This window comes from Streptomyces sp. TLI_146, assembly GCF_002846415.1.
Classification (GTDB): domain Bacteria; phylum Actinomycetota; class Actinomycetes; order Streptomycetales; family Streptomycetaceae; genus Streptomyces.
This window is the reverse complement of record NZ_PJMX01000001.1, coordinates 5,452,537-5,477,596: the sequence shown is the minus strand read 5'-3', so window position 1 is coordinate 5,477,596 and position 25,060 is coordinate 5,452,537. Positions and strand designations below refer to the sequence as shown.

Genomic DNA, 25,060 nt, shown 5'->3' with positions numbered 1-25,060 from the left:
TGCGGGTGCGGGCATCAGGGTAAGCCCCCAGGACGCCCCTGATCCGCGATCCCCGCACGGGGGAGCCGTGCTCCCCCGCCCGGGGGAGGCCCCGGCTCCGCATCAGGGGCAATCTCAGGGAGAGGCCAGGGTCAGGACGGGTGCCGGACCCGCGCACCGCCCGTCACCATGGAGTCATGACTCAGCCGACCGAGACCCCCGTCGCGCCGCCGGACCCGGATCCGGACCCGGCGCCCGCCGCGCTGCCGCCGCGCCGCAGCGGTCGCAACAAGGTGATCGGCGGCGTCTGCGGCGGGCTCGGGCGGTACTGCGACATCGACCCGGTGATCTTCCGGATCGCGTTCGGCGTGCTCACCGTCATCAGCGGCCTCGGCCTGGTCTTCTACGGGTTCGCCTGGCTGCTGCTCCCGCTGGACGACGAGGACGAGAACGAGGCCCGGCGGCTGCTGTCCGGCCGGGTGGAGGGCCCGGCCCTCGCCGCCGTGCTGATGGCGCTGGCGGGCTGCGGGATCTTCCTGACCATGCTGAGCAACGGCTCGGTGATGAGCTTCGCCTCGCTGCTGACGCTGGCGGTCGCGGGCATCGGCGTCTGGTCCCAGCGCCGCTCGGTCATGCCCCCGGACGCCCCGCCGGACCCGGCGGCCGCCCAGACGGCGGCCGGGGCCGCCCCGGCCTTCGGCCCCGGAGCGGCCCCGCCCGAGACCAAGGCGCCGCCCACACCCGTCTCGCCCTCCTGGTGGCGCGACCCGATCGTCAAGGACGGCACCACCGGCCCGGTCGGCACCGGCTATCTGTGGGGCGCCGAGGGCGCCGACGCGGTGCCCGCGTTCGGCGCCGGCGCGCGCGCCAGGAAGGACCGCGACAAGAAGGCGGCCGACCGGGCCACCCGGGGCCCGCGTTCCATCGGCGGGTTCGTCTTCCTGCTCGCGCTGCTCGCGGGCGGCGCCGGCACCGCGGCCGCCTGGGACCACCAGCCGCTGGGCACCGCGCTCCAGATCGGCCTCACTGCGGCCCTGGTGGTGTTCGGCCTCGGCCTGGTGATCAGCGCGTTCGTGGGGCGCACCGGCTTCGGCACGCTGTTCCTGGCGGTGCTCACGGCCGCCCTGCTCGCCGGGGCCTCGGCGATGCCCAAGACCATCACGACCCAGTGGACCAGGACCGACTGGACCCCGGCCGCGGCGGCGGACGTACAGCCGTCGTACGCGCTGGGTTCGGGCGAGGGCACCCTCGATCTCAGCAAGGTCGTGGTGCCCGTGGGGCAGAGCGTGAAGACGCGCGCGGAGGTCGGCGCGGGGCGGCTCAAGGTGGTCGTGCCGCTGGGCGCGACCGTGAAGGCGCACATCGTGGTCGGTGTCGGCGACGTCCAGTTGCCGACGGAGAAGCCGGAGGACGTCGACATCCAGCCCAACCAGAAGAAGACCGTGACCCTGCCGCCGCCCGCGGGCGCGAAACCGGCGGGGACCCTGGAGCTCGATCTGCACGTCTCCATCGGCCAGGCGGAGGTGGACCGTGCCGCGTCATGAGTTCCGCCCCGGCCGCCTGATCATCGGAACGGTGATGCTGGCGACCGCCGTCCTGTTCGCGGGCGACGCGGCCGACGAGTGGCAGACACCCTGGTACGTGGTGATCCCGCTGGTCTGCGGCGGCCTCGGCCTGGCCGGGCTCGCCAGCTGGGTCGCCTACGAGGTGCGCAGGCGGCGCCGCGACGCCAGCCAGGCGTCGGCGGACAGCAGCGGCGTCCCGGCGAGCACCAGCGGCAGCCACGCCATCAGATAGGCCAGGTCGTTGCCGTAGTAATAGGGCGTGGTCGCCCAGCTCACGGTCAGCCACAGGCTCAGCGAGATCAGCGCGCCGCCGGCCGCCGCGAGCCGGCCGAACAGGCCGACCAGGATGCCGAGTCCGACGGCGATCTCGCCGAGGGCGATGGCGTATCCGAAGCCGACCGGGCTCTTGAGGGCGAGGTCGACGAGGGCGGGGATCGCGGAGCTGTCGCGCACCGAGTGCATCAGCTCCCCGAGCGAGCCGGGGCCGCTCGCCTTGAGGGTGGTGGTGCCGCCGGTGAGCTTGTCGAACCCGGCGTAGACGAAGGTGACGCCGAGGAAGACGCGCAGCGGCAGCAGCGCGTACCTGCCGGCCGTCTCCTTCAGGCCCCGCAGGCCCCCGCCGGTGGCCACTCCGCCTCGCGTCCGGGTGAGATTTCCGTGTGCCATCGCCGTTCCCGCCTTCCGTAACCCCTGTCACCTGACCATACGTACGGAAGGGGCGGACGGCTCAACCGGTTCACGCCTCAACTGGTTTCGGTGGGTGGCGGTGCCGGTCCGGTCGGTGATGGTCCGGTCGGTGATCCGGGTCGCGGTCGGTGATCCGGGTCCAGCGAGGGGTCAGTCGCCGGTGACGTCGATGACGACGCGGTTCGTCTCGACGCCCGCGGCCGTGACCACCCGCACCTCCACCCGGCCCGGCTCGACGTCCACCGGGACCGGCACGGTGAGCACGGTGTCGCTGGGGTTGGCGAAGCCGCCGGTGACCGGGATCAGCGGCACATGGACATGGACCGCGCCGATCCGCACGACCATCCGGGCGAGCCGGTCGGGGGTGCCCGCTCCGGGCGGCACGAATCCGGCGCCGCGGATCTCGATGTCGTCACCGGTACGGATCGGCGCGTCCAGATCGCCCGCCTCGCGCGCCCGGACCACCGAGAGCACGACGGGACGACCGCCTTCGGCGTACTTCCCGGCGAAGTACGTCAGCGCGGACACGGCCACCAGGAAGGCCAGCGCCCACGGCAGATCGGGCAGCCGGTCGGGCCGCCGGGCCAGCCGTACGGCGGCGAACAGCACGGCGACCGTGGAGACCAGGACGTACTGGACGTCCGCGAAGCTGCCGCGCCCGGCGTCGTCGGTGAGCAGGTCGGCGGCGCGCGGCCGCTCCGCGCGCACCTTCTGGAGCCGCTGCCCCGCGATGCGTACGGCCACCACCCGGCGCACCACCACGGTCACCGCGCTGACCAGCGCGACCACCGCCAGCAGGCCCGCGCCACGGGACAGGCCTAGGCCTTCGACCAGCGCGTCGCGCTCCTTCGCCCCGGACGCCCCGGCCAGCCGTACCGCGAGCAGGAGCACCGTGAAGGCCACCAGCAGCACCCAGGCGGCGGCCACCGCGCGCGAGGTGGAGAGCCGGTTGTCCTCGCCGACGACGGGCGCGAGCAGTCCGCCGCGCGCCCGGTGCAGCCACCCCGCGCCGGTCAGCGCGACCGCCACGACCAGCGCGGCGACCAGCCCGGCGGTCCGGGCGTGGGACCAGCCCGCGCCGATCGCGGTGAAGGCCTCCACGAGCGCCAGCACCGCGACGCTCCCCCACACGCTCACGAGGGTGGCCCGCCAGACCGCGCCCGGCCAGGCCTGCCCGGCCTCCCGGCCGTGTTCGGCGAGCGCCCGGGCGGACTGGGTGAGCTCGTCCGACACCCACTGGCGGGACGCCCCGGCGGAGTGCGCGACGGCGGCGGGCAGCCCTTCCCCGGCGGCGAGCCCGTCGCGCTTGGCCAGGAACTCCGCCACCGCGCGCCGGTGGCCGTTCCGCGCACCGGGACCGCAGTCACCACCGCATTGCCGAGCCTCCTGCACCGCCACGGAAATCTCGCCCTTCCCTCAAGTCATGTCGACTGTCAGGGAATTGTGCCGTACGAAAGGGGTCCGCCGGTCGGCGGGCGAACGCGGCGCGAGTGATTGACGCACCATCAAATTGACGTACTACGACAGGAGTTCGGGCTCCGACTCACTGATCTGGCGCCACAGCGGCTGGTAGTTGATCCACGCGACCAGGTCACTGCCCAGCTGGTCGCGGGTGGCGACCGCGTCCCGGCGTTCGATCGGCACCGGCTTCCCGGCGGCCCGCGCGGCCAGCTGCACCTCGCTGCACCGCTCCATCGAAAGGAACCACCAGGCCGCCGCGTCCACCGAGTCCCCCACGGTCAGCAGCCCGTGGTTGCGCAGGATCACCGCCTTGTAGGGGCCGAGCGCGGCCGCGATCCGGCGCCCTTCCTCGGCGTCGACGACCACTCCCGTATAGGCGTCGAACAGCGCGTGGTCCTCGAAGAAGGCGCACGCCTCCTGGGTGTACGGCTCGATCAGATCGCCGAGCGCCGCCAGCGCCCGCCCGTGCACCGAGTGGGTGTGCGCGACCGCGACCACCTCGGGGCGGGCCCGGTGCACCTGGGCGTGGACCGCGAAGGCCGCCTGGTTGACGTGGTAGCGGCCCTCGACGACCTGGCCCTCCCCGTTGACCATGACCAGCTCGCCCGCGGTGACCCGCGCGAACGGTACGCCGAAGGGGTTCACCCAGTAGCAGTCCTCGAACTCCGGGTCGCGCGCGCTGATGTGCCCGGAGACCCCCTCCTCGCACCCGGCCCGCGCGAACAGCCGCAGCGCCCCCGCCAGCCGCTCCTTGCGGTGCTGCCGCTCCTCGGCCGGGGTGGCGTGGACGGGCGGCAGGGCGAAGTGGAGCCGGTCGACGGGTACCGGAGCGGGGGCCGGGAGCTGTGGGTAGGCGGTCATGGCCGGAAGTTACCGCGCGGTTCGGCAGGTGAACAGGGTCGTGCGGCAGCGGATACGACGGCGCCGCCGCACCGGGAATCCGGTGCGGCGGCGCCGATCGACCAATACGGGATCACTCCCACTCGATCGTGCCCGGCGGCTTGCTCGTCACGTCGAGGACGACGCGGTTGACGTCGGGGACCTCGTTGGTGATGCGCGTCGAGATCTTCGCCAGCACGTCGTACGGCATACGCGTCCAGTCCGCCGTCATGGCGTCCTCGGAGGAGACCGGGCGCAGCACGATCGGGTGGCCGTAGGTGCGGCCGTCGCCCTGGACGCCGACGCTGCGGACGTCCGCGAGCAGCACGACCGGGCACTGCCAGATCTCTCGGTCCAGACCGGCCGCCGTCAGCTCCTCGCGGGCGATGGCGTCGGCCTCGCGGAGCAGGTCCAGGCGGTCCTTGGTGACCTCGCCGACGATACGGATGCCCAGGCCGGGGCCGGGGAACGGCTGGCGCTGGACGATCTCCTCCGGCAGGCCGAGCTCCTGGCCGACCATGCGGACCTCGTCCTTGAACAGCTTGCGCAGCGGCTCGACGAGCTCGAACTCGATGTCGTCGGGCAGGCCGCCCACGTTGTGGTGCGACTTGATGTTCGCGGTGCCGGTGCCGCCGCCGGACTCCACGACGTCCGGGTACAGCGTGCCCTGGACGAGGAAGGCGACCTCGGGGCCGTCCTCCTGGAGGATCTCCAGCTGCGCCTGCTCGAAGACGCGGATGAACTCGCGGCCGATGATCTTCCGCTTGGTCTCCGGGTCGGAGACCCCGGCCAGCGCGGTGAGGAATCGCTCCTGCGCGTCGACGACCTTCAGCTGGACGCCGGTGGCGGCCACGAAGTCCTTCTCGACCTGCTCGGTCTCGCCCTTGCGCATCAGGCCGTGGTCGACGTACACGCAGGTCAGCTGGGAGCCGATGGCCTTCTGGACGAGGGCCGCGGCGACCGCGGAGTCCACGCCGCCGGACAGACCGCAGATCGCGCGCTTGGTGCCGACCTGCTCGCGGATGAGGGCGATCTGCTCCTCGACGACGTTGTGCGTCGTCCAGTTCGGCTCGATGCCCGCGCCGCGGTAGAGGAAGTGCTCCAGGATCTGCTGGCCGTGCGTGGAGTGCAGCACCTCGGGGTGGTACTGCACGCCGTACAGCTTCTTCTCGTCGTTCTCGAAGGCCGCGACCGGTACGACGTCCGTGGACGCGGTGACCGTGAAGCCCTCGGGCGCGGCCGAGCAGGCGTCGCCGTGCGACATCCACACCGACTGCTCGGCGGGCGTGCCCTCGAAGAGCGTCGAGCCGACCTTGCTGACGTGCAGCGGGGTGCGCCCGTACTCGCGCGCGCCGTTGTCGTCGACCGTGCCGCCGAGCGTCTGGGCCATCAGCTGGAAGCCGTAGCACATGCCGAAGACGGGGACGCCGGCCTCGAAGAGCGCGCGGTCCAGGCGCGGGGCGCCCTCCGCGTACACGGACGACGGGCCGCCCGACAGGATGATCGCCTTCGGGTTCTTGGCCAGCATCTCGGCCACGGGCATCGTGCTGGGCACGATCTCGCTGTAGACCCGGGCCTCACGGACGCGGCGGGCGATGAGCTGGGCGTACTGGGCGCCGAAGTCGACAACGAGGACTACGTCCGGGTTGGGGGCGGGCGCGGCAGCTGGGGACGCTGATGACACTGGCGGCCTTCCGGCGAAGGGAGGGGGTCGGTATTTGTCGATTCTACCGGGGCGCGCGGCGGGACCTTTCGTCTCACCATCCGAACCGGGATTGGCCCCGCCCGGCGGCGCCGGTCCATACTGTGCGCATGCTCAAGCACCAGACCTTCGTCTTTACCTATGGCACCGGCCCGTCCGGCTGCCATGGTCGTGCTGCTTGAGCAACTGACAAGCGACTTCCCAGGCGCCCCGGGCCGACAAGGCCCGGGGCGCTCTGTCGTTTCCGGGCCTTGCCGCTCCGGGGCACCTCCCCCAGAACGAGGAGCCCCGACCATGACCACCACCCAGACATCAGCGGCTGTCGCCGCGAGCGGCGCCCGTACCGACGAGGCCGCCACCCTGATCACCGGCGCCCGGGAGCGCATCGACGCGCTCGACGACCGCATCATCGGTCTGATCCAGGAACGGATGGCCGTCTCGGCCGTCATCCAGGAGTCCCGGATCGCCTCCGGTGGGCGCCGGGTGAACCTGAACCGCGAGATGGAGGTCCTCGCCCACTACCGCGACGCGCTGGGCAAGCCCGGCACCGCGCTCGCGATGACGATGCTGGAGCTGTGCCGGGGCCTGATCTGATCCGGCGCAGCCTCACCCGTCCGGCGCCGTGACCGGCCGGTGCCCCACTTCGTTGGTCAGGGTGTCCGTGCCAGCCAGGGGCGGGCCCGAAAAAACCACGCGTGGCTCCGCTGGGGCGTGTGACGTGCTGACGGCACGTCGTGGGACCTCGCCCCAGCGCGCGTGACCGGTCGGCAGGGGACAGCAGCCCGGTCACCCTTAAAAGCGGTCGGCTCCGGGGACGCCCGGGGCCGGCCGCATCCGGTCCAAACGGTTGCGCGGCCCGCAGCCCATCCCTCACGATGCAGAGACAAGTCCCCCCATCACTGCGCAGAGCGACTGCCAGTGGTCGAAACCACCCGCGCGCCCCCTGCGCGCCGGGTCGGCCACCCGGCGCTCGGCCACCAGCGGCGCTACCCCCGGCGCCGCTCCCCGCAGCACCGACGCTGCCCTGACGTCGGTGCTGACGGCCAAGGGCCCCGCGGGCCGTCCCCAGGACGGATGGTCCGATGCGGGGCCCTTCGTGCATTCCGGGCGCGGCCGGTGCCCCCCCGGTTGCCCCGTCCTCCGCTTTTGGCGCGATTCGAACGGCTCCGCGCCACCGGTGTGACAGGGAGCACATAAGAATCCTGTGAGTCCTGGGACAACCATTGACAGGATTGGCAGGTCAATCATGCGGAACCAGCGGCCCCGCCTGTTTGGCGCGCGGCCCGCGGACGAGCGGGGAGCGCTGCACTCGGAGGGGGGTGCAGCGCTCCTCGCTTCTCCGTTTGGCCGAAGTTGGCCTACTCGGCGTTCTTCGGCGGGACCGCCGGCATCCCCAGGAACGGCAGCCGCAGCGCGCCGAACGCGTCCGCCGGGACCGCCGGAGCCTTCGGTGCCACGGCCTCGACCCGTACGTAGGGCCGGCCCTGGGCCGGGCGCGGGTCGGCCTCGCCCTTGTTCGGCCACAGCGACATCGCCCGCTCGGCCTGTGCGGTGATCGTCAGCGACGGGTTCACGCCCAGGTTCGCCGAGACGGCCGCGCCGTCGACCACCGAGATCCCCGGGTGCCCGTAGAGGCGGTGGTACGGGTCGATCACGCCCTCGTCGGCCGATGCCCCGATCGGGCAGCCGCCCAGGAAGTGCGCGGTCAGCGGGGTGCCCATCAGCTCGCCGACGTTCGAACCGGCGAAGCCGTTGATCTCGGCGGCCAGCGCGGTCGCCGCCTCGGAGGCCGCCCGGATCTGCTTCGGGTTGGGCGCGCCGTGGCCCTGGCGGGCGGTGAGCAGGCCCTTGCCGACGCCGTCCGGCTTCAGATACGTCGTCAGCGAGTTGTCGAGCGACTGCATCACCAGGCCGATGATGGTCCGCTCCGACCAGCGGCGGTTGCTGAGCGAACGGGCCAGCAGCGTCGGGTGCTTGACCGCGTTCGCCAGCCAGCCGAGCGCCAGGGAGGAGCCCTCCGCGTACGGCACCTGGAGGATCGACATGCCGCCCATCGCGTTCGAGCCCCGCCCGTAGCGGACCGGCTCGATGTGGGTGTTCTCGTCGGGGTGGACCGAGGACGTGATGGCGACGCCACGGGTGAAGTCGGCCTTGGCGGCGCCGTGCGCCTTGCGGTAGCGGCGGTTGTCGGTCTGCGCCCCCACCAGCGCCTCGGAGTTGGTGCGGGTCAGCTCACCGAGCCGCTTGGAGAGGTACGGGAGCTGGCCGCCGGAGCGCATGCGGTGCAGCAGGGTCTGGGTGCCGTAGGTCCCGGCCGCGATGACCACGCGCCGCGCCTTGAAGAGGCGCCCCGCGTCCTTCCTGCGGTTGTCGGTGGGCAGCGTGGCGACCGCGTACCCGCCCTGCGAGTCGTCGGTGACCGAGACGACCGTCGTCATGGGGTGCACCACCGCGCCCGCCTTCTCGGCGAGGTACAGGTAGTTCTCGTTGAGGGTGTTCTTCGCGCCGTGGCGGCAGCCCGTCATGCACTCGCCGCACTCGGTGCACGCCTTGCGGGCCGGGCCCGCCCCGCCGAAGTACGGGTCGGCGACCGACTCCCCCGGCTTCGCCTTCGCCGTGCCGTCCGCGTCCTGCCCGTCGCCGAAGAACACCCCGACCGGCGCCATGTGGAAGGTGTCGCCCACGCCCATCCGCTGCGCGGCCGCCTTGAGGTGGACGTCGGAGGGCGTCATGGTCGGGTTGAGCCGGACCCCGAGCATGCGCTTGGCCTGCTCGTAGTACGGGGCCAGCTCCTCCTGCCAGTCGGTGATGTCCTTCCACTGCGGGTCGTCGAAGAACTGCTTCGGCGGTACGTAGAGGGTGTTGGCGTAGTTCAGCGACCCGCCGCCGACGCCCGCGCCCGCGAGCACCATCACGTTGCCGAGCAGATGGATGCGCTGGATCCCGTACATCCCCAGCCTGGGCGCCCAGAGGTAGTTCTTGATGTCCCAGGAGTTCTTGGGCAGCGTGGCGGGCGTGAAGCGGCGGCCCGCCTCCAGGACGCCCACCCGGTAGCCCTTCTCGGTCAGGCGCAGGGCCGTCACCGAGCCGCCGAATCCGGAGCCGACGACCAGGACGTCGTAGTCGTAGGCCGCTTCGTCGTCCGGCTGGGGTTCCTCGTTCCGGGCGCGCGTCTCCTGGGGCATCGGCTCTCCTCGTACGAAACAGAAAGGGCGGGGGACGGGGAACGGGCGGGGGGTCAGCGCAGGCGCAGGGCCTTCATCGCCTTGAGGCTGCGGCTCATGAACGCGGCGTACTTCTCGTCGTCCATCCCGAAGGACGGCGCGAGCGGCAGGATCCGCTGCTGGGCGACGGTCTGCGCCTCGGTGTACTTGAGGATGCCCTCGGAGCCGTGGCGGCGGCCGAGGCCGGAGTCCTTCATGCCGCCCATCGGCGACTGGACGCTGCCGTACGCCGGGGCGTACCCCTCGTTGATGTTGACCGTGCCGGTGCGCAGCCGGGCGGCGACCTCGTGGCCGCGCTTGGAATCCGTCGTCCAGACCGAGGAGTTGAGGCCGTACGGGGTCGCGTTGGCGGCCTCGACCGCCTCGTCCTCGTCGGTGAACCGGTAGATCGAGACGACCGGGCCGAAGGTCTCCTCGGTGCAGACGGCCATCGGGGCCTCGACGCCGTCCAGGATCGTCGGCTCGTAGAAGAGCGGGCCGATGTCGGGGCGGGCGACGCCGCCCGCGACCAACCGGGCGCCCTTGGCGACGGCCTCCTCGACGTGCCGGGTCACCGTCTCCAGCTGGGCCTTGCCGACCAGCGAGCCCATGTCGGCGCCGTACGCGAGGGAGTTGCCGAGCCGCATCGCCTTCGTACGGGCGGCGAACCGCTCCACGAAGTCGTCCGCGACCGACTCGTGGACGTACAGCCGCTCGATGGAGATGCAGAGCTGGCCCGCCGAGGAGAAGCAGGCGCGGACCGCGCCCGCGGCCGCCTTCTCCACGTCGGCGTCGCGCAGCACCAGCATCGCGTTCTTGCCGCCCAACTCCAGCGAGACGCCGACCAGTCGGGCCGCGGCGCCCTGGGCGACCTCGCGGCCGGTGCGGGTGGAGCCGGTGAAGGAGACGTAGTCGGCGTGCTTGACGACCTCGGGGCCGACCACCGGGCCCTCGCCCAGCACCACCTGGAACAGCTCGGCGGGCAGCCCCGCCTCGATGAGCAGGTCACGGGCCCACAGCGCGGTGAGCGCGGTCTCGGTGTCGGGCTTCATCACCACCGCGTTGCCGGAGACGAAGGCGGGCAGCGCGTCGCCGACGGACAGCTCGAACGGGTAGTTCCAGGGCGCGATCTGCCCCACCACCCCGCGCGGCTGGCGCAGTTCGGTGACCTTGGTGAGGGTCGGCACCACTCCGGTGTGCCGCTTGGGGCGCAGATACGCGGGCGCCTTGCGGCCGTAGTGGCGCGCGGCCACGGCGACGGCCTGGACCTCCTCGTGCGCGTGCAGACGGGCCTTGCCGGTCTCCAGCTGGATGAGGTCGAGGACCTCGGCCTGGCGGTCCAGGACCAGGTCGTGGAAGCGCAGCAGCACGGCGGCACGCTCGCGTGCCGGGACCGCCGCCCAGGCGGGCTGGGCGGCGCGGGCCCGCGCGAAGGCCCCGGCGACGTCGTCGGGCGTGGACTCGGGCAGGTCCGCCAGCTTCTCGCCGGTGAACGGCGTGTGGTTGGCCGTACGACCGGAGCCGGCCACTCCCCGGGTGAGCTTGGCGACCACCTCCGGGGTGACCACATCGGCGGCGGTGCGGGCGCCCGCCGGGGCGGCGGCGACCGGGTTCGTACGGGTGCTGGTGGGCGTGGCCTGCGAGTCCGTCATGGGGCGAGCGTATGCCGGGCACGGCGGTTTGGGTACCCGCCGGTAACACTTTTCGGAACCCTCACCACCGCGCCAGCGGCTACTGGCGACATAAGCGCTGATCAGCGCGTTGTGCCCTTATAGGTCACGGATCTTGAGCCCGTCACGCACCTGTGCGAACAGCTTCGCGCCGTCCTTCGCGGCCTGCCCGTCGGCGGGTGCCTTGACCCGCATCCTCCAGTAGACCGAGCCCTTCCCGGGGACGAGCAGCTCGTAGTACGTGAAGCGGTACGGGTCGACGACGCTCGTCGACGTGCTGTACGGGGTGAAGTCGGTGACCAGCTCGGTGGCGTCCTTGCCCTGGAACTTGACGGCACTGGAGTCCACCTCGGCGTCCCGCATCTCCGTCTTCTGGTCGCCGCCCTCCTTGTAGTGCGCCTCCCAGGCGGCGGCCGAGCCCCCGATCGCCTCCTTGTCGCTGTCGGTGTCGGTGCGCCAGAAGTCGATCTCGAAGATCCCGCTGGGGTCGTAGTACCAGAGCGCGTCCGTCTTGTCGGACTGCACCCGCCGGTAGTCGCCGGGCACCGCCACATCCGCGTTGAGCACCTCGTTCTCCGGCCGCACCTGCCAGCCGGACGGGAGTCCCTCGCTGCGGAAGGGCTGGACGAGCACCAGCACCAGCGCCGCCGCCACCGCCAGCGCCCCGCCGCCCAGCCCGTACCGGGCGCGCCGGCTGCGGGCGAGCACCGGCGGGACCCAGGCGCGCAGCCCCTCGGCCGCGCCCGCGTCGGCGAGCAGCCGGGTCGCGGCGAGCGAGGCGGGCGCCGGGTGGGCGACCGACTCCAGGGTCTGGCGGATCTCGGCCGGTCCCGGCCGCGCCGCCGGGTCCTTGCGCAGCAGTTGCATCACCAGCGTGCCGAACGCGCCCGAACCCCTGGCCGGTATCTGCGGCTCGGCGGACAGGACCGCCTGGAGGGTGGCGGGGGTGTTGCTGCGCCGGTACGGGGAGACGCCCTCGACCGCCGCGTACAGCACCACGCCGAGCGACCAGAGGTCGGACTCCGGGCCCGGCCGCTGGCCGAGCACCCGCTCCGGGGCGATGTATTCGGGCGAGCCGACGAAGGCGCCCGTCTCGGTGAGGCCCTGCTCGCCCTCGACCTGGGCGATGCCGAAGTCGGTGAGCACGACCCGGTCGCCGCGCCCCAGCAGGACGTTGGCGGGCTTCACATCGCGGTGCAGGACGCCCGCCTCGTGCGCCGCGGAGAGCGCGCCGAGCACCGCGAGCCCGATCCGGGCCGCCTCGCGCACGTCGAGGGTGCCCTCCTGGAGCCGGTCGGCCAGCGAGTGGCCGCGCACCAGCTCCATGACGATCCACGGCTTGCCGTCCTCGACGACCACGTCGTGCATGGTGACCACGGAGGGGTGGTCGATCCGGGCGGCGGCCCGCGCCTCGCGCTGCATCCGCAGATGGACCGTGTTCCGCTCGCGCTCGCCCAAGTGGTCCGGAACGCGCGGCTCCTTGACCGCCACCTCACGGTCCACCACCTCGTCGTGGGCCCGCCAGACCGTGCCCATGCCGCCGTGGCCGAGGCGGTCGACGAGCCGGTAGCGGCCGCCGAGCAGCCGGCCGGCGCCCGACTCCGGCCGCGCGTCCCCGCCGACCTCCTGCGTCGGCTCGTACTGCCGCGGTACGGCCGGCTGCTCCGGCACCGGCGGCTGCTGCGGTCCGGGCCGCGGCGGCCGGAGGCCGTAACTGGTGGGCTCGTTCGCCCGTCCCCCATCGTTCGTCATGCACACATCCTGTCTAACGGCCCGTGCCGACACCAACCGGGGCGGGCGAGGGGATGCGGACCCGTGACACGGCCACCGGCGGACGGGGGCGGATCAGGCCGACGGCGTGAAGGAGTCGAGTGCCGTGTCGAAGTGCCGCTTGGCCTCGTCGAGCCGGGCCAGCGGCGCCGAGACCCACACGTCGTACATCTTCCCGTTCTCGTCCCAGCACTCGTCGTAGGTGTGCCGGGGGCCCTCGCGGGTGGTGAAGCCGTTCCAGCTGAACTCCCACAGCGCCGCGTCATGGCCCTGGTGGGTGGTGGCGACGACCTTGCCGCCCCGGTAACCGGGGTTGGTGTCGGGCCCGTTGGCGTGGGCGTTGCGCATCACGCCCAGCGGGCCGCCGGAGACGGCGTTCTGCAGCCGGATGCCGAGCCGGAAGGCCCCGTCCGGCGACACATAGAAGACGCGTCGGTCGTCGGTGGTACGGACGAAGCCCGCCGGGACCGTGAGGCCGAAGCCGTCGGGGTCGCGCACATGCCGGTACCCGACGGGTGCCGTGCCCACCGGGACGGGCTCGCCGGCCCGGGTGACCGTCACCGTGGGGCCGGGCGGGCCCGGCTCCACCGAGGCGGAGGCGGAGGCGGACCCCGACGCGGTGACTGTCGCCGTGGTGGCGCCGCCGCCCGCTGCGGCCTGCGCCCGTCCGCCCTCGTCGTCGCCGCTGAGCAGCATCGCGGCGGTCGCGCCCGCGCCGCCGAGGAGGACGACCAGGGCGGCCGCGATCAGCGCGGTCCTGGTCCGGGAGCCGCCCGCCGGCTTCGCCACGGCGACCCGCTCGGTGGGCGTGTAGTGCCGGGGCGCGACGGGAGTGGACCCGGTCGCCACGTACGCGCGCAGCAGCTCCTGCGCCTCGTCGGCGGCGAGCCTGCGCCCGGGGTCGCGCTCCAGGAGGCCGCGCACCACCGGCAGCAGCGGGGTGGCGGCCTCGGGCGGGCGGATCTCGTCGAAGACCACCGCGTGCAGCACCCCGCCCAACGAGTCCCGGTGGAAGGGTGATTCGCCGCTCAGGGCGGCGCACAGCAGCGCGCCGAGCGACCACAGATCGGACTCGGGCCCGGCGGCGGCGCCCTGCATCCGCTCCGGCGAGGTGTACTCGGGCGAGCCGACGAACGCCCCTTCCTCGCTGATCGTGGTGGAGCCCGGCAGCTGCGCGATGCCGAAGTCGGTGAGGACGACCCGGCCGGTGCCCTCCTCCAGGAGGACGTTGGCGGGCTTGAGGTCGCGGTGGAGCACGCCCTGGCGGTGCGCGGTGCTGAGCGCGCCGAGGAGCGCGATGCCGATGCGGGCCGCCTCGCGGGCGTCGACCGGGCCGCTGCCGCGCAGCCGGTCGGCGAGCGAGCCGCCCTCGACCAGCTCCATCACGATGTACGAGCGCCCGTCCTGCTCGACGACGTCGTGGACGACGATGACGTGCGGGTGCTTGAACTGCGCCACGGCGCGGGCCTCGCGCAGTGCGGCGGTGGCGGGGGCGCCGCCGTCGGGGTGCAGCTCCTTGACGGCGACCTGGCGGTTCAGGAGCTGGTCGGTGGCGCGCCAGACGGTGCCCATGCCGCCACGGCCGAGCCGGGCCGTCGGCCGGTAACGTCCGGCGATGAGACGGTCCTCGGCCGCGCCACCACGCGGATCACTGGCTGGTGCGGGCACCGCTTCCCCTCGCTCATTGGTCCTGTGGCCATCATGCCGCACGGGGCCGCGCCGCAGCGGGGCGCGAGGTCACGAGACGGAATCGACCGGGCGGGCGCGGAAAGCGGGGGCGGGGGCGGGCACGGGAGGCGAGGGCGGGCGCGCGGCGCGGCCCGCGCGCCGGTCAGTTCGGCGGCGGCCGCCAGCCGCGCAGCACCGTGTCGAACTGCTCGCGGGTGGTGTCCCAGTCGGACTCCGGCCCGGACATGTAGATCGCGTACTCGACGCTGCCGTTGTCGGCGAAGTACATCTGGTCGATCGCGTGCCGCCTGCCCGGGAAGCGCGTCTTCTCCACAAAGGTGAACTCCCAGAGCGAGGAGTTCACCTGGTCCCGGAAGGTGTTGGGCTTCAGCATCACCCGCTGGTACGTGGGCACCCGCTTCTTGAGCGTCTTCTCCAGGTCCAGCTGGTGCGTGTACGGGTTCTCGAAGTCGGGCTTGCCGACGCTGACACGTATGTAGTGACGTCCGTTGTCCGGCGTGTAGTCGGTCTCCTTGCCGAACATCTGGCGCTTCCAGCCCTCGGGCACGAAGAGGCTGAACCCGGCCGGGTCCTTCACCCGCTTCCAGCCGTCGGGCACGGACGCGTCGCTCTTGGGCGTCTTGCCCGGCTTGACGCCCGGCGACTGGGTCGTGGTGGTGGTCCCCGAGTCACCGCCGCTGTCGCGGTACTTCAGGGCCGCCAGACCCGCCGCGCCGCCGAGGACGGCCGCCAGCGCGACGACCAGGGCGACGGTCCGCCCGCGCTTTCTCCGGGCGGGGCGCGCCGGAGGGGGCGCGACCGCTTCGGGGGCGGGGGTGCGGACCGTCCCGGAGGTGCCCACCGGGGCGGTGGCCGCCCGCAGTTCGGACTCGGAGACCTGACGGGTCGGCACGTACTCGTGCGCCGCCTTGGGCTCGCGTCCCTCCATCGCCTCCAGGAACATCCGCTCGGCCTCTTCGGCCGAGGGGCGGTCCTCGGGCTCCTTGCGCAGCAGGGCGGTGATCACCGGCGCCAGCGCGCCCGCGTGCGTGGCGGGCGGCGGCTCCTCGTTCACCACCGCCTGCATGGTGGAGATGGGCGAGGAGCGGCGGAAGGGCGACTGGCCCTGGACGGCCGTGTAGAGCGTGGCGCCGAGGGACCACAGGTCGGAGGCGGGACCGGGCTGTCCTCCTCGTACCCGCTCGGGCGCCAGATAGTCGATGGAGCCGACGAGTTCACCGGTCCGGGTGATCGTGGCGTCGCCCTCGATGGCGGCGATCCCGAAGTCCGTGAGCAGCACGCGCGCGTCCCGGGCGAGCAGCACGTTGCCGGGCTTGACGTCGCGGTGCAGCACGCCCGCGGCGTGCGCGGCGCGCAGCGCGCCCAGGACGTGCAGTCCGATGCGGGCAGCCTCGCGGGCCTCGATCCGCCCGGTCTCGGAGGCCTTCACGGCGTCGGCGAGCGAGGGCCCGTCGACGTACTGCATCACGATCCAGGGGCGGTTGTCGTGGTCGAGCACGTCGTGGACGGTGACCACGCCGGGGTGGGTGATGCGGGCCGCGGCCCGCGCCTCTTTCTGCGTACGCGCGTGCAACACCACGCGGTCCGCCTCCGCCACGTACAGCGCGGCGGTCAGCTCCTTGACGGCCACCGTGCGGTGCAGGACCTCGTCGTGGGCGCGCCAGACCTTGCCCATGCCGCCCCGGCCGATGGTGTCGCCGAGCCGGTAGCGCCCGGCCAGCAGCAGCCCTGTCGCCACCGCTTCCGCGCCCTGCCCGCTCTTGCTCTGGTTCTGTTCCACGTCCCCCGCCCGGCCGGTTCTTAAGGGGCAAGGTTACGGAGCGGATTCCGGCCAGGGAACCTCGGGGGCACCTTGCGGCGCACCTACCAGGAGGTATGTGTCTGAGGCAACCTATGAAGCGTCAACGAGTGGCGCTGTAGGCGGCCGTGGCCTGTGTATAGATCTCCGTCACCTTGTCCCGCTGCGGCTCCGGGCCGATGACGACGACCGCGTGATACCGGCCATTTATGATCATGACTTGATTGCGGACGTAAACCGTACGGCCGGTGCTGTCGCGCCAGGTGAACTGCCCCTCGGCGGTGACCTTCCGGCCGATGTCGACCCGCCGCAACCCCGTCGCGGTGGCCCACGCCGAGTCCCGGAACGGCTGGAGTTCGCGCTCCTTGTCCCGCTGGTAGGCGAGCGGGTCGTCGCCGACGTCCTTGACGGCGTCCCGGCCGGGCACCACGAGGAGAGTGAAGTCGCCGCCGACATAACGGACTTGTCCGGCGTCGTTGATGGGCCGCCGCTGGAACGACGGATCGACCGCGGTCCGGAACCCCTCGGGGTCGTCGCGCAGCACATACCCCTTGGCGGGCGGCTGTCCGCCGGGCGCGGTGGTCTGCGTCCGCGGCGCCGAGGGCGTACCGGTGCGGCCGGAGGTGCTGGGCTCCGGCGTAGCCGGCGGCGCGCTCGTGCCCGTACGGGCGGACGGGGCGCCCCCGTTGTCGGCCTTGCCCTCGTCCTTCGTCCCGGCCTTGGGCATGAAGAACACGGCGTACGCGAGCGCCGCGGCGAGGAGTAACAGGACCAGCAGGACGAGGGTGCGGCCCAGCGAACGGGGCGCGCGCGTACGTGGACGCGGGGTGGACTGGCGGGACTTGGGCGTGGACCTGGGGGCGGGCCTGGGCGGGGCGTAGTCGGCCAGGTCCGGCGCGGCTCGCCGGTCGGGCCTGCGGGGCTGCGTACGGCGCTGCTGGCGGTGGCGGCCGTGCTCGCCGGAGGCCGAGCGGCCCGCGCGGCGGCGCCGGACGAGCTCGCCCCGGCGCCGCACGATCGGCAGCCGGGTCGCGTCGGGCGCGGGCAGCGGGACGATCTCGGAGCCCGCGTCCGGCTCCGGCGCGGACCGCACGATCGAGCGCAGCCAGCCGCGCAGCTCCTCGAAGTCCGGGCGCTCGGTGGGGTCCTGGCGCAGCAGCGACTCGACCACCGGCCGCAGCGGACCGCACTCCTCGGCGAACGCGGGCGGCTCGCCGCACACCATCTGCACCAGCTCGACGGCGCTCTCCTCCGGGTACGGCGCGTGCCCCTGCACGGCCCGGAAGAGCAGCGCGCCCAGCGCCCACAGATCGGTGGCGGGCCCGATCGGCGGCGCCAGCCGCCAGTTCTCGTGCACCGGCCCGGCCTGCTCGGGCGCCCACCGCTCGGTGACGGCCCCGACGACGGCGATCCGCGTCTGCCGCGCCCGCTCGGCGGCGAGCCGCGTGGCGGGTCCCCGGTACCCATTGCCGTGCCGCTGCGGCACGACCGCCTCCCAGCCACCCTCCCGGACGTGCACGGGCGCGCTGACATGCGTCTGCCGCTGCGCATCGGCCCGCAACGCCTCGGCCCCGGCCCCCACGGCATGCGGAAGCGCGGGCCGCGGCTCGGCGGAGGGCGGCGGCCCGGTGGTGGCGGGGGGACGGGGGTGCCGATCGGTACGGGACGACGGGTCGGGGTGCGCGGACTGTGTGGGCTGGGCGGAGTGGGTGGGATGCGCGACGTGGGTGGGCTGCGCGGCGTGCGTGGGCTGCGCGGCGTGCGTGGGCTGCGCGGCGTGCGGAGCTTCGAGGCGGGGGAGTTGGGCGTGGGGGTGCGGGTCCGTGGGGTGGGCGGGACCGAGTTGTGGCGTTTGACGGCCGGAGGCCTCGGTGTACGAGTCCGTGGGGTGGGCCGGGCCCAGTTGCGACGCCTGACGGCCGGAGCTCTCGGATTGCGGGTCCGTCGCGCGGGCCTGCGCGGGGCGGGGGACCCAGCGGCCGGTCACCGGGTCGTACGCACGCCTCGTGCGCCCCGAGTCCGGGCCCTCCTCCACGGCGTACGGACTGGCCGCCGACGTCCCCGCTCCCGCCGCGGGCGAACGCGGCACCCGCGTCCCGCTCACCGGGTCGTACATGCCCTGGTCCGCTGGGTCGCGCCAGACCCCCTCCAACTCGGCCTGGGCGAGCTCGGAACGCGGCCCCGGCAGCGCGGCCGAGGCGTCGTCCACGCGCGCGGCGGCCCGCGCCCCGGCCCGGTACGCCGCGATGGCCCCGGCCCGCGTGACCCCCGAGGGGCCACCGCCCTGTTCGTCGCCGCTCGGCCCCGCCGGGGACCACCCCGCGGGCAGGGCGGGCGCCCTGGTCGAGGGCAGGGGGGCGGGGTGCGGCGTGGGGGCGGCCTGGGCGGCCGGGCCCAGGCGCGCGTCGGGGCGAGCCCCGGTGGGACGGTCGGAGCGGTCGGAGCGGTCGGAGCGGTCGGAGCGGTCGGGGGCGCTGTAGGGGGCGCCGGGCGCGTCCGGACCGCCGAAGTCCCGGGAGCCCGGGGAGCCCGGGGAGCCCGGGGAGCCCGGGGAGCCCTCGAAGTCCTGGGCATACGGGGAGTCCGCCGAATGCCGGGAGTCCGGGGCATACGCGGGGTCCTGGGCACCCGGCCACTCGGACTCGGCGGGGTCAGCCGCGCCCGCCTCCCCCGGTACGCCGAAGTCGTCGCTCTCCTCGCCCGGCGGTGGCGGCACCACCACATAGCCGCACAGCGCCTCCTCCGCCGCGCCGGCCGCCAGGCCGGTCAGCATTACGCGGCCGTCGTCGCATATCAACACCGTGCGCTCGGTGATGTTGCGGTGCGTCCAGCCGTGCGCGTGCAGCACGCGCAGCGCGGTCAGTACGTCGGAGGCGACCTCCGCCGCCCGGTACGGCGCCATCGGCTGCTCGGCAAGCAGCGCGGCCAACGGCCTGGCCATGACGAGCTCGCTGACGATCCACAGCGAGCCGTCCTCCGCGAAGACGTCGAAGACCTGGTCGAGCCGGGGGTGGTCGGGGATCTGCGCGGCCGCCTGGGCAGCCTCGATCGCCCGCCGCAGCGCGGGGTCGGCGGGCCGCCGCGCGGCTCCGGAGCCGTACCCGTCCCCGTACCGCCCGTCCGCGCCCTGCACCTCCGCGTCCACGACCTCCGGCAACGGCACCTGCCGCACCAGGACTTCCTGTCCGCTGTAGGTGTCGAAGGCCCGGGTCTCGACGGGCTCGTACTCGTCGGAGGAAGGCAGCGGCAGCCGATAGCGGTCGGCGAGCACCCGACCCGCGTAGTCGTCCACGACGCCTCCCCACAGCGCGCTGTTCCCGCGAAACCGTCAATTCCGGTCGATTACCGGCCCATTATGGCTGCGTACGGTCCGCGAGCTCTCACGATACGTGGCCTGCTCAGTCCTTGGGGCTGAACGTGTCGAACGCCGTCTTGCGCAGCGTCACGCACGCGTCCGTGTCCCACTCGGCCGTCTTGCAGGTGACCATGATCGCGTAGCCGTGCGAACCGTCGACCTTGAAGCCGCGGTTGAGTATCCGTACCCGCTCGCCGCCCTGGTCGCGCTCGAACTGCCAGTCGGCGACCGTCGGGTACCCCTTGTAGTCGACCTTCTGTATGCCGAGCAGGTGGTAGTTGCTGCTGCTCCCGGCGACCGCGCCGGCCAGCTCCAGCCAGGCCCGCCGGGCGTCGTCGGTCGGCTTGGCGTTGAAGTCGACCTGGATGCGCGGGAAGCCGCCGTTGGCGCTGTATATGCCGCCGGAGTTGGCCCCGGCTATGCCGGTACGGTGGAACCCGGCGGGCATGGCCATGGAGAAGTGGAAGTCGGCGTCGGTGAGCATGGAGTACCCGCTGGGCAGGTTGGCGCCCGCCCCGTTGCCCCCGGACGCGGACCCGGACGTGGCCCCGGACCCGGGGGTCTGGGGGGACGCGGGGGTCTTGCCGCCGCTCTGGCCCTGGGTCTGGGTCTGCCCCTGGCCCTGCTGCTGGCCGGTGCCCGTGCCCTGGGTGCCGCCGGTCTTGCCCTTGCCGCTGCCGTCGCCGCCCGCGGTTACGCCGCTGGACGCCTTGTTGTCGCCCTTGCCACCCTTGCCCTTGTCGTCGTCGCCGCCGCTGAACGCGACCGCGAGCACCGTCCCGAGCACGGCCAGCGCCGCGACGACCGCGATGATCACCAGCGTCCGGCGCGGGACGACATCGGTGAGCGGGGCCCGCACCGGCGCGGGCGGCCCGGACGGTGCCGGGGGCGCGACGGGCACGGACCCGGCCGCGGCGACCGGCTTGGCGGCCGCTCTGCCCGCCGCCTTGTCCTTCGCCTTCTCCTTGGCCGTGGTCTGCGCGGCCGCAGCCGCGTTCCGCACGGACTTGAACGCGCCGCGCATCCGGTCGGCGGCCGCGTCGGCCACCTCCTTCGCCTTGGCACCCGCGTCGCCCTTGGGCTCGCCGGGCACGGGGGGCAGCGCGACGACCCGGGTCACCTCGGACGACACCGGCTCCGGTGCCCGCACGGCCTGCTCCGGGGCGTGCAGCACCTCGGTGAGCAGCGCCCGCGCCGCCTCGTTGTCGAGCCGCTGCTCGGGGTCCTTGGCGAGCAGGCCGTAGATGACCTTCTCCAGGAGCGGTCCCGCGTTGGTCGGCGGGTCCACCGGCTCGGTCATCACCGCGGTGAGCGTCGCGATAGCGGAGCCCTTGTCGTACGGCGGGACGCCCTCCACGCACGCGTAGAGCAAGCCGCCGAGCGACCACAGGTCGGCGGCCGGGCCGGGCTTGTGGCCGCGGGCGCGCTCCGGCGAGATGTACGAGGGCGCGCCGACGAGCATGCCCGTCGAGGTGATGGAGGGGTCGCCCTCGACCTGGGCGATGCCGAAGTCGGTGAGCACGACCCGGCCGTCCTCGGCGATGAGCACGTTGGACGGCTTCACATCGCGGTGCAGGATGCCCTCGCGGTGGGCGGAGCGCAGCACGTCGAGGATGGCGAGCCCGACCTCGGCGGCCCGGCGCGGCGTCAGCACCCCGTCCTCGCGCACCGCTTCGGCGAGCGACTTGCCCTCGACGAGTTCCATGACGATCCACGGCCGGTCGTCCTCGTCCACGACGTCGTAGACCGTGACCGCGCTGGTGTTGCGGATCCGGGCGATCGCCTTGGCCTCACGCAGGGTGCGCGTGATCAGCCGGCGCTTCTCGTCGTCGTCGATGCTGCTGGGAAAGCGCAGCTCCTTGACGGCGACGGTACGGCCCAGCGTCTCGTCGACGGCACGCCAGACCGTGCCCATGCCGCCACGGCCGAGCACATCCCCGAGCCGGTACCGATCGGCCAGGAGTCGTCCCTCGGCTTTCCCGCCGGACTCCTTCCGCTCGTCCCGCTGGGGCTCCCGCGACTGCTCCGCCTCCGACATGCGTCCCCTCTGCGATCCCTGATCCGCGCCCCCACCGACCGCGTTCCGGCCGACGGCTCCCGCAACTTGCCTCGTGAGGCGGCCCGGTTCACCGCTCCGACCTGCTTCTCCTGCCGGGGGTCCGGGGGTTGGCCCCCGGGGGAGCGGCACCCGCCCTGGCAGAGCGTCCATTGTCTCTCACGTCGGGACCAATGATTGTCCCGGGTCCGCCGTCCGCCAAGATGGCTCCGGAAGGGGGACCACCACCATGCCGACACTCCGGGCGCTGCTCGCCATGCCCCTGGCCGTGGTGCTCTGCGGCCTGGGCACACCGGTCCTGCCGGGCGAGCCGGCCCGCCCGGACCGCACCGGCCTGAAAGACCCGCAGGCCACAGCGCTGGCGCGGCTAGTCACCGACACGGGTACCCCGGCCGCCGCCCTGCTCACGGACGACGGCCACCGCACCCGCTTCGGTACGGCCGGATCCGGGCTCGGCCGCGACGACCGCTTCCGGGCGGGCAGCGTCACCAAGTCCTTCGTCGCGACGGTGGTGCTCCAGCTCGCCGCCGAGGGCAGGCTGCGCCTCGACGACACGGTGGAACAGCATCTGCCGGGCCTGATACGCGGCCATGGAAACGACGGCCGCCACCTCACCCTGCGCTCCTTGCTCTCCCACACCAGCGGTCTGTTCCCCTACACGGCCGACAGCACCGTCCCGGTTCCACTCACCCCCTCACAAGCCGTCCGCACCGCCCTCGCCCACTCCCCCGGGCCGCTGGGCACCTACGCCTACTCCAACACCAACTACGTCGTCCTCGGCATGGTCGTTCAGCAGGTCACCGGCCGTACATACGCCGCCGAGGCCGAACGCCGCATCATCACCCCCCTCCGTCTCACCGGCACCTCCTTCCCGGGTGCCCGCACCACGCTCCCCGCCCCGCACAGCCGCGCGTACTCCCCCGACGGCCGCGACGTCACCGACCTGGACCCGCGCGCGGCGGGCGCCGCCGGTGAACTCATATCGACGCTCTCCGATCTGAGCCGCTTCTACGCGGCCCTGCTCGGCGGTGGCCTGCTGCCCGCGCCCCAGCAGCGCGAACTGCTCGACACCGCCGCCACCCACGGCGTCTACGGCCTCGGCCTCTACCCGCAGCGGCTCTCCTGCGGCCTCACCGTCTGGGGCCACAACGGGCATATATCCGGCAGCCTGGTCCGCGCGGCGACCACCGCCGACGGCCGCCACACCGCTGTTTTCCGTATCAACACGGACATCTCCATGAGACCCTCCCTCGAACTCTCGCTGCTCGACGCCGAGTTCTGCCCGGCCCCGCCCCAGGACAGGCCCGGCGTCCCGGTTTCTCCCTAGATCGGCACGATGTCCGGCGCCCCCAGCCGCGCCGCGTCCGCCGTCAGGTCGTCCGGCTGGCGCTGCGACTCGCGCTCCGCCTCCACCCGCTTCTCGTAGTGCTCCACCTCCTTCTCGATCTGCTTCGCGTCCCAGCCGAGGACCGGCGCCATCAGCTCCGCGCACTCCCGGGCCGACAGGGTGCCCCGGTCGAAGGTCTCGATGGAGATGCGGGTGCGCCGGGTCAGGACGTCGTCCAGATGGCGGGCGCCCTCGTGCGAGGCGGCATAGACGATCTCGGCCCGCAGATAGTCCTCCGCCGCGCCGAGCGGCTCCCCCAGCGACGGGTCGGCCACGATCAGCTCGATGAGGTCCTCGGTCATCGAGCCGTACCGGTTCAACAGGTGCTCCACGCGGACCACATGGATCCCGGTGCGCGCGGCGATCCTCGCGCGCGCGTTCCACAGCGCCCGGTAGCCCTCCGCGCCGAGCAGCGGCACGTCCTCGGTGACGCAGGCCGCGACCCGCTGGTCCAGGCCGTGCACCGCCTCGTCCACCGCGTCCTTCGCCATCACGCGATACGTCGTGTACTTGCCGCCGGCGATGACCACGAGCCCCGGCACCGGGTGCGCCACCGTGTGCTCGCGGGAGAGCTTGCTGGTGGCGTCCGACTCCCCGGCGAGCAGCGGGCGCAGGCCCGCGTACACCCCCTGGACGTCGTCCCGGGTCAGGGGCACCGCGAGCACCGAGTTGACGTGTTCGAGGAGGTAGTCGATGTCCGCGCTGGAGGCGGCGGGGTGGGCCTTGTCCAGGTCCCAGTCCGTGTCGGTCGTGCCCACGATCCAGTGGCGCCCCCAGGGGATCACGAAGAGCACCGACTTCTCGGTGCGCAGGATGAGCCCGGTCGTGGAGTGGATCCGGTCCTTGGGCACCACCAGATGGATGCCCTTGGAGGCCCGGACGTGGAACTGGCCGCGCTCGCCGACCATCGCCTGGGTGTCGTCCGTCCACACCCCCGTCGCGTTGACGATCTGTTTGGCGCGGATCTCGTACTCCCCGCCGCCCTCGACGTCGCGCACCCGCGCCCCGACCACCCGCTCGCCCTCGCGCAGGAACCCGGTCACCCGGGCCCGATTGGCGGCCTGCGCCCCGTAACTCGCGGCCGTCCGCACCAGTGTGGCCACGAAGCGGGCGTCGTCCATCTGCGCGTCGTAGTACTGCAACGCGCCGACCAGCGCTTCCCGTTTGAGGCAGGGTGCGACCCGCAGGGCACCGCGGCGCGAGAGGTGGCGGTGGACCGGCAGGCCCCGGCCGTGGCCGGAGGAGACCGACATCGCGTCGTACAACGCCACGCCCGAGCCCGCGTACCACCGCTCCCAGCCCTTGTGCTGGAGCGGGTAGAGGAACGGGACCGGTTTCACCAGGTGCGGGGCGAGGCGCCCCAGGAGCAGCCCGCGCTCCTTCAGCGCCTCCCGGACCAGCGCGAAGTCCAGCATCTCCAGATAGCGCAGCCCGCCGTGGATCAGCTTGCTCGACCGGCTGGACGTGCCCGAGGCCCAGTCCCGCGCCTCGACGATGCCGGTCGAGAGCCCTCGGGTCGCGGCGTCCAGCGCGGTGCCCGCGCCGACCACCCCGCCGCCGACGACCAGCACGTCGAGCTCGCGCTCGGCCATCGCGGCGAGCGCCTCGGCGCGCTGCACCGGTCCCAGTGTCGCTGTCCTCACGGGTGCCTCCCGTTGATCGGGGTGGTCTGGCTCACACACTCGATTCTGGACGCGACCACCGACATCGGCCACCGCCTGTGGACAACACTCGGACAACCCCGGGCCCGCAATACGGCATAACGGTCATATTTACTCTTAGTCTGACATTGCGTCCGCCCGTTCTGTCCACAGGGCTTGCGCTCCATGTCCCCTCCGGTTATGGGAAGGACGGTCACC

The 25,060-nt window shown here is 73.2% G+C and carries 16 protein-coding genes; 4 read left to right on the top strand and 12 right to left on the bottom strand.

The features are described 5' to 3' along the window. Positions 1-176: 176 nt before the first annotated feature. Together BX283_RS24620 and BX283_RS24615 are read left to right on the top strand one after the other, a co-directional pair. The gene (locus BX283_RS24620; RefSeq protein WP_101389666.1) at positions 177-1,523 is read left to right on the top strand and encodes a PspC domain-containing protein; all 1,347 of its coding nucleotides are present in this window, start codon (positions 177-179) and stop codon (positions 1,521-1,523) included. Beyond that, entirely contained in the window at positions 1,510-1,776 is a 267-nt protein-coding gene (locus tag BX283_RS24615) for a hypothetical protein (RefSeq protein ID WP_101389665.1), read from the top strand. Before BX283_RS24620 ends, BX283_RS24615 begins: the two co-directional genes overlap by 14 nt. Here the strand turns inward: BX283_RS24615 and BX283_RS24610 are convergent. The 4 genes from BX283_RS24610 to guaA form a co-directional block, all read right to left on the bottom strand. Next, positions 1,680-2,210: a DoxX family protein gene (locus tag BX283_RS24610; RefSeq protein WP_101389664.1), complete on the bottom strand. Its 531-nt coding sequence runs from the start codon at positions 2,208-2,210 to the stop codon at positions 1,680-1,682. The genes BX283_RS24615 and BX283_RS24610 overlap by 97 nt on opposite strands. A gap of 171 nt (positions 2,211-2,381) precedes the next feature. Next, complete coding sequence (locus tag BX283_RS24605; protein ID WP_373979287.1) at positions 2,382-3,629, bottom strand: hypothetical protein; 1,248 nt, start codon at positions 3,627-3,629, stop codon at positions 2,382-2,384. A gap of 120 nt (positions 3,630-3,749) precedes the next feature. Then, complete coding sequence (locus tag BX283_RS24600; protein WP_101389662.1) at positions 3,750-4,553, bottom strand: class II aldolase/adducin family protein; 804 nt, start codon at positions 4,551-4,553, stop codon at positions 3,750-3,752. Between the two features lie 112 nt (positions 4,554-4,665). Beyond that, positions 4,666-6,255, bottom strand: a complete 1,590-nt coding sequence (gene guaA / locus BX283_RS24595) for a glutamine-hydrolyzing GMP synthase (RefSeq protein WP_101389661.1) — start codon at positions 6,253-6,255, stop codon at positions 4,666-4,668. Between the two features lie 312 nt (positions 6,256-6,567). Here guaA and BX283_RS24590 point away from each other — a divergent pair, with 312 nt between their 5' ends. Next, entirely contained in the window at positions 6,568-6,867 is a 300-nt protein-coding gene (locus BX283_RS24590; protein WP_101389660.1) for a chorismate mutase, read from the top strand. A 764-nt stretch (positions 6,868-7,631) separates the two neighbouring features. On the opposite strand, the gene BX283_RS24585 is transcribed toward BX283_RS24590, so the two are convergent. From BX283_RS24585 to BX283_RS24555, 7 genes are all read right to left on the bottom strand, one after another. Then, positions 7,632-9,458, bottom strand: a complete 1,827-nt coding sequence (locus BX283_RS24585) for a GMC oxidoreductase (RefSeq protein WP_101389659.1) — start codon at positions 9,456-9,458, stop codon at positions 7,632-7,634. Positions 9,459-9,511: 53 nt separating this feature from the next. Next, a complete protein-coding gene (locus tag BX283_RS24580; protein WP_101389658.1) occupies positions 9,512-11,128 on the bottom strand; it encodes a succinic semialdehyde dehydrogenase in 1,617 nt (538 codons plus the stop codon). Between the two features lie 117 nt (positions 11,129-11,245). Beyond that, the gene (locus BX283_RS24575) at positions 11,246-12,898 is read right to left on the bottom strand and encodes a serine/threonine-protein kinase (protein ID WP_101389657.1); all 1,653 of its coding nucleotides are present in this window, start codon (positions 12,896-12,898) and stop codon (positions 11,246-11,248) included. A gap of 93 nt (positions 12,899-12,991) precedes the next feature. Further along, the gene (locus BX283_RS24570) at positions 12,992-14,584 is read right to left on the bottom strand and encodes a serine/threonine-protein kinase (RefSeq protein WP_306822818.1); all 1,593 of its coding nucleotides are present in this window, start codon (positions 14,582-14,584) and stop codon (positions 12,992-12,994) included. A 163-nt stretch (positions 14,585-14,747) separates the two neighbouring features. Continuing rightward, positions 14,748-16,328 (bottom strand): serine/threonine-protein kinase, encoded by a 1,581-nt coding sequence (locus tag BX283_RS24565; RefSeq protein WP_101392552.1) that lies wholly within the window; start codon positions 16,326-16,328, stop codon positions 14,748-14,750. 178 nt (positions 16,329-16,506) lie between these two features. Continuing rightward, on the bottom strand, positions 16,507-19,695 hold the full coding sequence (locus BX283_RS24560) for a protein kinase (RefSeq protein WP_101389656.1): 3,189 nt from the start codon (positions 19,693-19,695) through the stop codon (positions 16,507-16,509). Between the two features lie 106 nt (positions 19,696-19,801). After that, a complete protein-coding gene (locus BX283_RS24555; protein ID WP_101389655.1) occupies positions 19,802-21,796 on the bottom strand; it encodes a serine/threonine-protein kinase in 1,995 nt (664 codons plus the stop codon). 247 nt (positions 21,797-22,043) lie between these two features. On the opposite strand from BX283_RS24555, the gene BX283_RS24550 reads away from it, so the two are divergent. Beyond that, positions 22,044-23,141: a serine hydrolase gene (locus BX283_RS24550; RefSeq protein WP_101389654.1), complete on the top strand. Its 1,098-nt coding sequence runs from the start codon at positions 22,044-22,046 to the stop codon at positions 23,139-23,141. On the opposite strand, the gene BX283_RS24545 is transcribed toward BX283_RS24550, so the two are convergent. Beyond that, the gene (locus BX283_RS24545; RefSeq protein WP_101389653.1) at positions 23,138-24,844 is read right to left on the bottom strand and encodes a glycerol-3-phosphate dehydrogenase/oxidase; all 1,707 of its coding nucleotides are present in this window, start codon (positions 24,842-24,844) and stop codon (positions 23,138-23,140) included. The genes BX283_RS24550 and BX283_RS24545 overlap by 4 nt on opposite strands. Positions 24,845-25,060: the final 216 nt, after the last annotated feature.